The organism is Rhodoferax ferrireducens (genome assembly GCF_031458075.1).
GTDB classification, from domain to species: domain Bacteria; phylum Pseudomonadota; class Gammaproteobacteria; order Burkholderiales; family Burkholderiaceae_C; genus Rhodoferax_B; species Rhodoferax_B ferrireducens_A.
Window position 1 is genome coordinate 1,691,713 of record NZ_JAVDXT010000001.1, and the last position, 12,273, is coordinate 1,703,985.

The window sequence follows — 12,273 nt, forward strand, 5'->3', positions numbered from 1 at the left end:
AGAATTTTGTATTTTGTGTGGTGGTTTTTGTATATTATTGTCTGTTGAGTAATGAAATTAAATAGTTTGCAGATTTTGAGATTTTTCGCAGCATTACTCGTTGTTGTGATGCATGCAACGCAGGCAATTTCACTGCGATTCACGGGTGTGGATATACATTGGGGCTTGGGTGGATATGGCGTAGATATTTTTTTTGTAATTAGCGGCTTTGTTATGGTTTTGGCTGCTCCACCCGTTAGCTCCGCCCGAGTGATTCGTTGTCGGGATGCCGTTGAGTTTTTTCGCAGAAGATTTATAAGGGTTGTACCTTTATATTGGTTTTACAGTCTCTTGAAAATAGCTGCTGTTTTTATATTCCCTGCATTGGCTTTGCGAAGCGTTTTTGACCCAATGCATGTTCTCATGTCATTTGGATTCGTTCCTTGGAAAAGTCCTTGGGGATTGTTGGAGCCAATATTGCCAGTTGGTTGGACCTTAAATTTTGAGATGTTTTTTTATTTTATTTTTGCGATAGCTATATTCTTTGGGGTTAAAAGAATTGCTTTTATTTTTTGTGTATTTTTATTTATTTTTGTGTTAAATAATATTTTCCCTGAGAATGATGTGCTTGCATTTTATGCCCGAACGATTTTGTTTGAGTTTGTTTTTGGCATGGGCATAGCAATTTTCTACTTGTCCGGGAAGCGAGTGCATCCGATCTTTGCTGTAAGTGCGGTAGTGGCGGGATTGGTTCTTCTATTTTTTGCCAATTGGCCGGTTGATATGGAGAGACTAATTTCAGGCGGATTAGGTGCCGGGTTATTGGTTTTTGGTATGGTGTTTTTAGATTGGATTTTCAAAAATAAAATATTTGAATCGATTTCAATTCTTGGGGATGCATCATATTCAATATACTTGTCGCATGGTTTTGTGTTGCCTGTGGTCGCTATTTTAATGATTAAAATTGGATTTTCTAGTATTGGATGTGCTTCTGTGTTCTCAACTATAGCCGCTGTTGTTTTGGGCGTGGTTGCTTATAAATTCATTGAATTACCTTTGGTTAGGTGGAGTAAATTGTTGCTTTCTGAAATGAAATTTCCCGATAATTTAATTGTTAAAAATATGTGGCGAAGTAATTTTCGCTACATTTATATAGCCTGTCCTTGGACTCCAAATGGAGGGGGGATGTTTAAAGTCGCTGATTATTTAACTCAGTGTCAACATCCTGAAAGTAAACTACGACCTGATTTGGCGGAAATGCGACCTTTAGATACCCGTGGTGGCGGTAGTGCATTGGCCTCCATGGCTTACTTGTTAATAGCGCTTGTCAAGCTGATTCAAGGGCGTTTAGGCGGCCGATTGGCTGGGGTGCATGTAAATATGGCGGAGCGTCTCAGTCTTTTTCGTAAGGCTGTAGTAGTCGTTTTTGCGAGGACTCTTGGATTACCAGTGGTTTTACATTTGCATGCTGCGCAGTTGCACCACTTCTACCGGAACTTGCCAATGTTGCTGAAATTTTTAGTACGTTGGAGTTTTTCGTTGGCTAATGAAGTGGTTGTATTGGGCGCCGCTGCCCGTGCGTTCGTACAAGACGAACTGCGGGTACCTTCAGACCGTGTTTCAATCGTTATTAATGGTGTGCCGCAGCCATCGGTGGATCGACGCGATGCTCTAGCGCCTGGTGCAAAGCTTCAATTGCTGTTTTTAGGTAATTTGAGCGAACGCAAAGGAGTATCCGATCTGATTTCAGCTATATCCAAGTCGCAAGTTGCTAAGCTCGATAACTTTGAGGCTATTTTTGCGGGTAAGGGCGATATTGAGGGTTACACGGCAAAGGCTAAAGAGCAAGGGGTTGATAAGGTTATTAGCTTTGTTGGTTGGGCAGATCAAAAGAAAGCAGCAACGTTAATGGCGAATGCTGATGTGTTGGTCTTGCCTTCGTATGATGAAGGTTTACCTCTGGTGATTTTGGAAGCACTGGCTAATTCTGCGGCTGTAATATGTACGCCAGTTGGTGAGATTCCTAATGAATTGCAAGACGGGCGTGATGCTATATTCGTACAACCGGGTGATATCAACGGACTAGCGAATGCTATTGACTCTATATTGGGTAATCCCGCTTTGCGTAAAAAATTGGAACAGGGAGGACGAGCGTTATACGAGCGGAAGTATTCGCTCGATATGTTTGCCGACAGCATTGCGTTGGTGCATCAGCGTTGCTTTGGGGTTGCTTCCCGCACAGTTTCGTTGCTGCAATAGTTGAATACCTATCCATGATTGATTCGGCAAACAATATTTCCTCCAAAGTTGATCTCGTGGTTGACATATGCATTGTGGGTGCAGGTGCTGCGGGTATCAGCATAGCACTAGAGCTATCGGGCAAGGGGTTTCAGGTGCTGCTGTTGGAGGCCGGTACTTCCCAAGAAGACCCCGCCACACAGGCGCTTTATGCGGGTGAAGTCGCCGATGAAAAAATGCACAGCCCTACTGACAAGTACCGTCACCGTCGGTTTGGTGGCTCCACTGCCATATGGGGGGGGCGGTGTATGCCTTTTGATCCCATCGATTTGGAGCCGCGTAGCTACGTGCCTTTCAGTGGGTGGCCGATTGGGTACTCCGACATAGCGCCATTTTTTCCGAAGGCAAACAATTATCTGGAAGCGGGGCGGTATGAATATGACGCGGATACGGCATTCAACCCATTGGCCGCTCCTATGGTGCGCGGGTTTAATAGTGAACGGGTGCGCACCAATGGGCTAGAGCGGTTTTCTTGTCCTACCAATATGGCGGCACGTTATCAGGGGCGGTTGCAAGCGGCTTCAGATGTACGCGTTTTATTGGAAGCAAATTGCACGGGCATACGCTTAAATTCGGAGGGCAACGCGGTTGACCATCTGGACGTTGCAACCCTTGCGGGTAAGCAGTTTAAGGTCAGGGCAAAAGATGTTGTGCTGGCAATTGGCGGGCTAGAGACGGCTCGTTTGCTGCTCGCCTCAAACGATGTGCACCCGCAGGGCGTAGGAAATGCTAATGATGTGGTGGGCAGGTATTACATGTGCCACATAGCGGGAAATGTAGGCTCTTTGGTTGTAAAGGGCGGTGTCGACAATGTGCGCCATGGCTATGAGATTTCTCCCGATGGTGTTTACTGCAGACGCCGGCTTCAGCTCACCGAAGACACACAGCGTCAACTGGGCGTGGGCAACATGGTGGCGCGCTTGCACTTTCCTAAGATTACCGATCCCGCACATCGCAGTGGCGTGTTATCGGGTTTGTTTCTGGCCCGGAACTTCATCAGCTATGAGTATGGTAAGCGCCTGAAAGACGGCGAGGGTGACAGCGTCGGCCGGTATATGCGGCACTTATGGAATGTAATAAGCGGGCCTATTGATACGTTGGCTTTCTTGACGCACTGGGTTGCAAAGCGAACATTAGCGGTACGCAAATTCCCGTCTGTTATTTTGCGCAACAAGAGTAATCGTTTCAGTTTGGAGGTACATGCTGAGCAGATTCCGAGGCCTGATAGCAGGGTGAGTTTATTGCCGTCCAAAGATGCATTAGGTATGCCGCAGATCAAAGTTGATTGGCGCTATAGCAAAGAGGATATCGATACCGTGCGCAAAACGTTGAGAACCTTCTCTGAAGAGTTTGCCCGTAGTGGAGTTGCGACATTTGATTTTGATGAGAAATCTTTGGAAAAAGATTTACTCAGATTCGGGGCTTATGGAGGGCATCATGTTGGCACAGCGCGTATGGGAGCTGATCCCAAGACCAGCGTGGTCGATAAGAACTGCGCGGTTCACGGCCTGCCAAACTTGCATATTGCTAGCAGTGCAGTGTTTCCTACATCGAGCCAGGCTAATCCCACGCTAATGATTGTGGCAATGGCGTTGCGTTTGGCCAGCCATATTCAGGCCAAGGATTGTCAGGCACGTCAAGAATACGGAGTTGCGGTATGAAGGTGCTTGTGCTTGGTGGATCGGGCTTCGTAGGCCGTGAAGTAGTACGCCAGTTACAGCAAACTACTTGGGCAGCGCCTATGGTGGCTTCTCGATCACCTGCTGCGCGTAACGGAGTCCCTGCTATTGTTTTGGATACCCGTGATAGCCATGCATTGACCGCAGCACTAAAAGACGTTGACGCTGTGGTGAACTGCGTAGCGGGTGACGGTGCATCTATTGCCCAGGGTGCCAAGAGCTTGGTAAACGCCGCCAATGCGGCTGGACATCCCAAAATTGTCCATATGAGTACTATGTCTGTATACGGACGAGCAACTGGGGTTATCAATGAAGGCCGCTCGCTTCAAGACGATATTGGCTGGTATGGCCATGCAAAAATTGATGCTGAAGCGCAGTTTCAGCAGTACGGTAAGGCGAGGGGTAAAGCCGTAATTTTAAGGCCAGGATGTGTGGTGGGCCCTGAGAGTCACTTATGGGTTTATAGAGTAGGTAAGTGGTTACAAAGCAAGCGCATAGGTAATTTGGGCGCTTGGGCAGACGGACCAGCAAATTTGGTCGATGTTGTGGATGTGGCTCAAGCGGCCGTTCGGTCTCTGAAATATGAATCGCCTACTGCTGGAGTGCCAGTTTTCAATTTGTCGTGCCCGGACAGTCCACGGTGGAACACATATTTCGAAGATTTTGCTCTTGCAATATCTGCAACTCCAATAAAGTACCACAGTTTGCGACGCATGAAAATGGATGCTTATATTGTTGGGGTGCCTTTAAAAGTGGCTGAGCGTTTATTGGGTAAATTTAAGATAAATTATAAAAATTTACCGATAGGAATCCCACCTTCTTTGTTAGGTCTTTGGTCGCAACAGATAACTTTAGATAGTGTCGCTGCGACGCAGGATTTGGGTGTTCATTGGATGCCTTATGCAAAAAGTCTAACGAATAGTGCTAAATGGTATTTGACTAAAAAAACCATATGACTATTAAAATTGAAAACAAAGAGCTCGTAAATATTCAATATTTACGAGCAATTGCTGCATTAATGGTGGTCTGGGTACACGCGCGCGAGCAGTTTCCGTGGGTTCGGGGGCAATTTCCGTCCGGTGTTGGTGCGAATGGTGTTGATTTATTTTTCGTTATTAGTGGATTTATTATGGTGTATACCACTCATAATAAAAGTATAAGCCCACTGGCATTCATGGTGCGAAGACTGGAGCGTATTGCACCGTTGTATTGGTTGGCCACCTTGCTTATAGTTTTGGTGGCATCTGTAGTGCCATTAATTTTAAAGAGCACGGTTTTAAGCAGCTCACATATATTTGCAAGTTTGGCATTTGTGCCCATGCTTTCTCCGGCATTTCCAGATAAATACTGGCCGCTTCTTATTCCGGGTTGGACATTAAATTACGAAATGGCATTTTATGCGATCTTCTCAATTACTCTTTTTGTAAAAGGGTTGTATCGAATTTTCTTGTTGTCTTTTGTACTTTTATCCCTTGTCGTAGCGGGTTTGTTTTTTAATTGGCAAGGGGTGTTGGGGTTTTATGCGGATGCTATTATTTTGATTTTTCTTGCGGGCGCGATATTGGGTTATTTTTATGTAAAAGGTAGATTAAAGAAAAATGCTTTGGTGGGGATATTTTTTGTCCTATTGGGAGTTGGGTTGTGGATAGTTACTCAGGATTTAGATGTGGGCCATCGCGCAATTGGAGCCGGTATACCTGCTACTCTGGTTGTGCTTGGTTTCTGCTGTATGCCAACACTTTTTCCCGATAAATTGACTTGGTTGGCTCGTTTGGGCGATGCATCTTTTTCTATCTACTTATCGCATATTTTTATATTAGCTGGTCTTCGCACGTTGCTGAATCGAATCGGTATTGTGATAGCCGAAAATTCTTTGGGCTTAACTTATATGGTGTTAGCGATTGCTATTTGTGCGATATTTGGTTTTTTTGTTTATCAATGGATTGAAAAGCCATTGTCAAAAATTAGGTTTAAGCGGACGGGTATGCGGGTATATGGTTAAAGAGTATATTGCATAATATTTTCTATTTTGCATCGTGCATCATAATGGTGCAGGGTTGGCGACATCCGGTGTGCAATTAATTTTAATAATAGATGAAGGATTGCCGGATACAATTGAGTAAGGTGGGATGTTGTTTGTAACAAATGCGCCGCCCGCAATCCTGCTACCTCGACCAATAGTTACACCACCAACGATAATTGCATGTGGACCAATCCACACCTCGTCTTCAATCTCTGGATACTCAATGTGGCGAGTACCATCTAAAGCAATACGGTCTCGACGACCAAGAGTAACTCCATGAAATAGAGTTACGTTATTGCCTATTTTTGCTTCAGAATTTATAACCAGCCCCCATCCATGTGTTATGGCCAGTCCGGCTCCAACTTTTGTATTCCATGGAAAATCCACCGCCGCCAAATGCGAGGCTATGCGATGCATAATTTTCAAGGGGATCAATAAAAATCGAATTGGACTCTTGGCGTTAGCCACTGCTTGACATAAACGCAATGTGACAATAATTCGAAATGTTCGACGAGTAACTGTGCCTTTTAATACTTGCCCCCAGCTAAACTCACCATACTGACGATACGTATCTGCTTTAAGTGCATGCCATTTCATACTGAATATATTTTCTCTTATTATTTGATGCAAATTAAATATAACTCACATCGCGTTTTTTAAGGTTGTGTGTGTATGTTATAAAAGGTTTTTCAATAGCTTGATACATCAGCCAAGAAATAAGAAAAACAAAAAATAATGCAAGAGTTAAATTCAAGATGCCGAAAAACTCTCCAATAAAAGGAGTGTATTTTAAATAAATTCGTAAAAGTAATGTGTGACAAAGATAGAATGAGTAGCTAATTACTCCTGTTTTGCACAACAGAGAGTTTGAGAATAAATTATTTGCTAATGTTCCTGGTGTGACAGTTTCGAATAATAATAAACCATACAGAAAAAATATCTCAATAGCTGGAAATCGATCTGTTGGCGGATAAATTGTGACTATTAGTGGGGAAAGAAGAAGGGCAAAAATTCCTACTCCACTGGGGCAGCGAATTTTCATTTGTCGTGCTAACTCATTTACAATAATTCCAGAAAAAAACATTAGTGGGCGAGAAAATCCGTTGTAATAAATTAATATTAAGTGTGTTGATATTGAAATAAATATTATAATTGATATTCTTTTTTGAGGTGATAGCTTGTAAAATCCAGTGGGGCGTGCCAGGAGTGGACCAAGTATGTAAAACAGCATTTCGTACGCTAAAGACCACGTGGCAGTTACCAATGGCCGGACTGAAAAAACAGTTGGTAGCAATGGAATTAAAAGAAGATTTAAGAATAAATAGAGTCCAATTTGCCAAATATCAACGCCTAGGTTGATTGCTTTTTCTCGATGAAAACCCAGAAGTGTTGCGGAGGCGTATATTCCGAGAATAAATAAGAAGACTGGATAAATTCTAAATACTCTACGTTTGATGTAGTCATTTATTTTGAAGTTTTGTCGAATGAGTGCGTCGTATATCAGATAGCCACTTAATGCAAAAAAAAGATCTACGCCCGTTGGTCCATATGAGTACATAAATGAATATGTGCTCCTCTCTAAGGCGGAAAAATTGCTTCCACCTTCTAATGAAAACTGTGCAAAATGAACAAAAAAAACTAAAAGTACCGCGAATCCACGCAGTCCATCCAAGGAGTTGAGCCTAGTTGTGTCGTTTAAACGCTGAGTCATTCTTGATTCTGTAACTTGTAGCTAATCGATCGCCCGATGAACACAGGATTGCCCTGAACGTAGCGTTTGAAGAGCCGCTTGGGTTCTAGGGCTAGGCGGTAGATCCATTCAAGGCCGCATTGGCGCATCCATTGCGGAGCGCGAGCGACTTTGCCGCCCAAGAAGTCGATGATGGCGCCACCGCACACGATCAAGCATGCAAAACCAAGTTGTTGGCGCAGTTGTGCTGCTACTTGCTCTTGCTTTGGCATGCCCATACCCAAAATGATGAGCGCGGGGCGCTGTTCAAGCGCTAATGCAACGTAGTCTGTTGCTTGCAAAAAGCCGTTAGCCAGGCTGAGGTGACTTTGGGGAGCCAGCGTGGCGGTAATGGCGTGTGCCGCCTTGCCAATGTAGGGCTCTTGGGTACCGTACAGCGCGATAGGGCGCCCGTTGAATTGGATGATCAGGCGTGGGATGAGGTCGGTGCCATTGAGGTTTAGTCCCGCGGGGGTGGACAGCATTTTGTACATCAAGGCCATGCCGATACCATCGCGGTACAGGGTATCGGCGGTAGTCAGCGCGTTAAAAAATGGCACGGATTCAGCCACGCTGTTCATCGCGTGGGCATTAACGAATGCCAGTACATGGGCGTGATCCGTACTGCTAAGTACGTTGATTTGGTGTTGTAGCTCTTCTGTGGTTTGGAGCAAGCTGATTTTGGATATAAGCGTGCGCCAATGGGATTGCCAAAGGTGGTGTGACATGTGTTCTAGAGCTTTTGCAAGCCGGCAAAGCGAGGGGCTAGTAGGTTGGGAAGGGATTGCACCATGTCTGCAGAAAATTGTTCTTGTAGCAGGTAAGCGTGGGTAATGTTCTCATCGATGGATGACACACGCACAAGCATGCCGTCAGGGATGTACCCCTTGGTGCCATATTGCATTTCAACCAGCTTTTTGTGGAGGCCATCCTTGAATACTTTGTCTCCGACCATGGTCCAGTAGGTTACGGGCTCACGGCGGTTGCCAAGCTGGGTGTCTAAGCGTGTGCCTGTGATCGTGCGGCCTGCTAAATGAAGTTCGCTGGCTTGTTTGTTAAGTAGCTTGAACCCTTGTGCGGGGTAGCACGCCTCGGGCTGGTGAAGTTGCAGGCTGTCTCGTTGGTCGCGCCCATAAGCAATAGACAGCATGACGCGGTAGCCTTTGCTATTTATATATGTACGAGTAAGTGTCTCGGTATAGATGGCGTTGATGAGCTGCTCGCTGGATGGGTCGACAATTTGCGATGCTTCAAATGGCAGTTCACGCCAATCGCCAAAGGCTGCGGGCACGGCAGATCGCAGCTGGAGTGGGGCAAGTTGGTCTGCCAAGAAGATGGTGGGGGTCAATGCCCACGCAATGCCTGCAGTAGCCAGCATCAGTGAGAGCAAAAAAATGCTGGCAGCAGGGCCGGGGCGCATCATGCTGCGACACCCATAGCGCCAAGACGTTTGCCGCGCAATCGCTCAGCCACGTGCAGTAAAGAGTCGATTGCAATGATGAGCAGTAATGCACTTAAAAATAGTACGAGCCCAGCAAAGCTGTGCAAGAAGCCTTGGCCTGCTTTGTCGCCAAGGTGGTATGTGATTAAGCTGAGGCTTATGACGCGGATGACATTGGCCGTAAACGAAATGGGCACAATGAGAAGAGCTAGGCCGACGTTGCGAAAGAGCGAGTCGCGTTGCACTAAACGCAAGTACAGGAGGCCTAACGCTTCCAAAGTGAGTAGCGTGTGTAGGCCGGCGCAGGCGTCGGCTACCAGCAGTCTGTATTGGCCTATTTGCAGCGTTACGCCGTTGCGGCCAATGGGGTAGCCCGCCCAAAACAGCACATTTTCAGCGGCATAGGAGACGGCCATTTTCATGGGCATAGTGACGGTGTCCACCACTGGGGATGGAAGTGGCACCATGAATAGCATGAAGAAGAGGCCAAACCACTGAGATTTGAGTGCTGCAGTGCCGCGCTGTAGCAACAGCAGGGCAGCTAGCAGCCAAATGATGGAGCCGATCTCAAAAAGCAAAATGCCTTGGGATCTGCCCACCGCATACAGTACCAAGCCAACCGCAAAAACGGGCCAGCCCCATGCGCTGCTGGGGTGGCCATGGGCTGCTGTTTCCATTGCTGACCAGTTGTGATACATCAGCCATACGGAAATGCTCAGCACGATGGGGCCGTGCATTTGTTGGTCATTGCTCCAGATACCCTGAAACAAGCCCACTAGGCTGGGGCCATACAGTGCGATTAGCCCCAGCACGATTGGAGCCCAAATCCACACTGCGGCTGTGCGTGCATGGGCCAGTTCAGAAGAACCTCTATGTGTCATTCAGCACCGAGCCGACCAGTGCCACCCCGCTGTCTTGTAGGCGGCGTGCCAACTGGACCGTTTGGGGTAGACGGCTTTGGTTTTTACGCGCTACTAAGAGTGCTGCGCCGGCGCGCGAAGCAATAATTTCAGCATCGGCGAATTCAGTGCTTGGCGGCGTGTCAATGATGACAACGTCAAATTTGTGGCTTGCAATGTTTAGCAAGTCGCCAAAGGTTGCACGGCCCAGTAGTTCTTGGGGGTTCGGTGGAACCGCGCCCGCCGACAAGATGGCTAGTCCGGGTAGGCCTGGTATGAGTTGCGCGGCTTCCAGGCCGGCACGGCCGGCCAACACGCCAGACAAGCCGGCATTTTTGCCCAGCTTGAACAGCCCATGCTGGCCTTGCCCGGGTTGGGCGCGCAGGTCGCCGTCTATCAGCAATGTGCGTTGCCCTTGCTGGGCAAACACGACCGCGAGGTTTCCGGCCAGAAAGCTTTTGCCTTCGGCTCGCCCAGCACTAACTACCGCTAGAACTTTTCGCGAAGTATCGGTGCTAAACCAGCGTAGCATCAGTTGGCTGCGTACGGCGCGCAGGTTTTCACCAACCCGGCTGAATGGTTTGTAGGCAGCTATGAGCTCGGGGCTTAGGCTGAAGTCGCCGTCACGCAAGTACGAGTAGTCAAACTGTTTCGACAGGGCGAAATCAATGTCGTCTTTTGTGAGGACTTTAAGAGCGATTGCAGCCTCTCCAAATTGGACGTTGTCTTTTTGCTGACGCTCCACCACACGTGCAGCATCCTCAATAGTCAAGCGACCTGAGGCAACAAGAATGTCACCAATTGAACGGGAGGCGCCAGTGGTTCTTGGTACGGGGGCGTTCATCGGCTAGCTCCGCTGCTGTTATTCGATAGTTTCAAAATGCCAGACGCGGAGCTTATTGAGCCCAATACAGGCAGATCCAGCGCTTCAATCAAATCTTCGGTAGACCGCACTCGGCGATTGGCAAGTTCCAAAACCAGTGATAAGCCAATACCCAGGAAGGTACCTAAGAACACTGCAACCAAGACGTTCAAGAGCACTTTGGGTTTAGACGAGCTGGTGGGCGCAGATGCAGAGTTGAGCACTGCAATATTGGTTTGGGTCGTTTGGCTTTCAATATTGGTTTGAGATGCACGCTGGCTTACCAACTCAAAAGCGCGCTGTGCGGACTCAATGTCGCGGCGCAATACGTTGAGTTCATCGCGCTGCTTGTTCAATACCAAAACCCGCGCTTTCTGGGTTGCGAGTGAACCTTGCAGTTCTGCCTCGCGTTGCTTGCCAACTTGGTAGCTCGTTTCTATGGAGCTGGTAATTTTTCGAGTTTCTGAGTCTAGTTGAGCCTTCAGGGTTGCGAGTTCAGATTCCGAACGTTGAGTCTGCGGGTGATTGGCACCCAGATTACCTTTGCTCTCATTAAGCTTGGCTTCCAGTCGCGCAATATCTGCTTTCAATCCATTGATTAATGGACTTTGCATGACCTCTGCAACGGTGTCTGCTTTACCATTGCGACGCTTACTTTGGCTATCGGTAGTTTGGCCTTGCACGCTGGTCAGCAGGCTACTAGTCTCATTCAATTTGGCTGTTTCAAAGTCCAGTCGTTCGTCTGCAGAGGTGATCCCATTTTTTTGCTGGTAGTCCGATAAAACCTGCTGCGCTTTCTCAAGTTTCTCGCGGGCTGCTTTGGTTTGGTCTTCAAAAAATGTCGCGTACTGCCGCGCAGGTGCTACACGCAAATCCAGATTTACGTCGATATAGGCCTTGGCAAAGGCATTCGCAACAGCCGCAGCAAAATCGGGATTGGTCCCGGTGTAGCTAATATTAATTACATTGCTTTCGCGTGAAGGGCGAACATCAAGGTTGCGCTGAAGTCGGGTTGCGAGCCAGTCAATAATGTCGCCTTGCCCTTGGGTTGCTTCTCGCCACTGATCCTGCATCGCCGGGATCGTGTCCATTTTTAAGAGTTTGACAACAGCGGCTGCCACGCGGTCGCTGTTAATGATGTCCACCTGTGTCGCCATAAAACCTGGCGCAATCACACCTTGCACGATGAGCCCACTAACCAAGTCCGGGGACTTGGCGTCAACTACCATCGCTGCGCTGGCCGTGTATTGCTTTGGCAAGTAAAGGCTAATTGCAAGAGTAGCGGCAACTGCTATGAGTAAGGTCGTTAGGCCTACTTTATAACGGGCGCGCAATATCAGAAGAAACTGTTGGATTGTCATAA

General features: G+C 47.3%; 11 protein-coding genes. 4 read left to right on the forward strand and 7 right to left on the reverse strand.

Annotation, left to right across the window (positions count from 1 at the left end; all coding sequences use genetic code 11):
• Positions 1-51: 51 nt before the first annotated feature.
• From J2X19_RS07855 to J2X19_RS07870, 4 genes are read left to right on the forward strand one after another with little or no spacing between them, the layout of a single operon-like run.
• Complete coding sequence (locus tag J2X19_RS07855; protein WP_310372179.1) at positions 52-2,238, forward strand: glycosyltransferase; 2,187 nt, start codon at positions 52-54, stop codon at positions 2,236-2,238.
• Between the two features lie 14 nt (positions 2,239-2,252).
• On the forward strand, positions 2,253-3,938 hold the full coding sequence (locus J2X19_RS07860; protein ID WP_310372182.1) for an FAD-dependent oxidoreductase: 1,686 nt from the start codon (positions 2,253-2,255) through the stop codon (positions 3,936-3,938).
• Complete coding sequence (locus J2X19_RS07865) at positions 3,935-4,912, forward strand: NAD-dependent epimerase/dehydratase family protein (protein WP_310372184.1); 978 nt, start codon at positions 3,935-3,937, stop codon at positions 4,910-4,912. The genes J2X19_RS07860 and J2X19_RS07865 overlap by 4 nt, the downstream gene beginning before the upstream one ends.
• Complete coding sequence (locus tag J2X19_RS07870; protein ID WP_310372186.1) at positions 4,909-5,958, forward strand: acyltransferase family protein; 1,050 nt, start codon at positions 4,909-4,911, stop codon at positions 5,956-5,958. Before J2X19_RS07865 ends, J2X19_RS07870 begins: the two co-directional genes overlap by 4 nt.
• A gap of 39 nt (positions 5,959-5,997) precedes the next feature.
• On the opposite strand, the gene J2X19_RS07875 is transcribed toward J2X19_RS07870, so the two are convergent.
• The 7 genes from J2X19_RS07875 to epsF are packed head-to-tail and all read right to left on the reverse strand — an operon-like array spanning position 5,998 to position 12,271.
• A complete protein-coding gene (locus tag J2X19_RS07875) occupies positions 5,998-6,576 on the reverse strand; it encodes a serine O-acetyltransferase (protein WP_310372188.1) in 579 nt (192 codons plus the stop codon).
• A 34-nt stretch (positions 6,577-6,610) separates the two neighbouring features.
• Positions 6,611-7,690 carry an acyltransferase family protein gene (locus tag J2X19_RS07880; protein ID WP_310372190.1) on the reverse strand — a complete coding sequence of 360 codons (1,080 nt, stop codon included), beginning with the start codon at positions 7,688-7,690 and terminating at the stop codon, positions 6,611-6,613.
• A complete protein-coding gene (locus J2X19_RS07885; RefSeq protein WP_310372193.1) occupies positions 7,687-8,436 on the reverse strand; it encodes a WecB/TagA/CpsF family glycosyltransferase in 750 nt (249 codons plus the stop codon). The genes J2X19_RS07880 and J2X19_RS07885 overlap by 4 nt, the downstream gene beginning before the upstream one ends.
• 5 nt (positions 8,437-8,441) lie before the next feature.
• Entirely contained in the window at positions 8,442-9,131 is a 690-nt protein-coding gene (epsI, locus tag J2X19_RS07890; RefSeq protein WP_310372194.1) for an exosortase-associated protein EpsI, B-type, read from the reverse strand.
• On the reverse strand, positions 9,128-10,030 hold the full coding sequence (xrtB, locus tag J2X19_RS07895) for an exosortase B (protein WP_310372196.1): 903 nt from the start codon (positions 10,028-10,030) through the stop codon (positions 9,128-9,130). The genes epsI and xrtB overlap by 4 nt, the downstream gene beginning before the upstream one ends.
• The gene (gene epsG, locus J2X19_RS07900) at positions 10,020-10,892 is read right to left on the reverse strand and encodes a chain length determinant protein tyrosine kinase EpsG (RefSeq protein WP_310372198.1); all 873 of its coding nucleotides are present in this window, start codon (positions 10,890-10,892) and stop codon (positions 10,020-10,022) included. Before epsG ends, xrtB begins: the two co-directional genes overlap by 11 nt.
• The gene (gene epsF, locus J2X19_RS07905) at positions 10,889-12,271 is read right to left on the reverse strand and encodes a chain length determinant protein EpsF (protein WP_310372199.1); all 1,383 of its coding nucleotides are present in this window, start codon (positions 12,269-12,271) and stop codon (positions 10,889-10,891) included. The genes epsG and epsF overlap by 4 nt, the downstream gene beginning before the upstream one ends.
• Between the last annotated feature and the right edge of the window lie 2 nt (positions 12,272-12,273).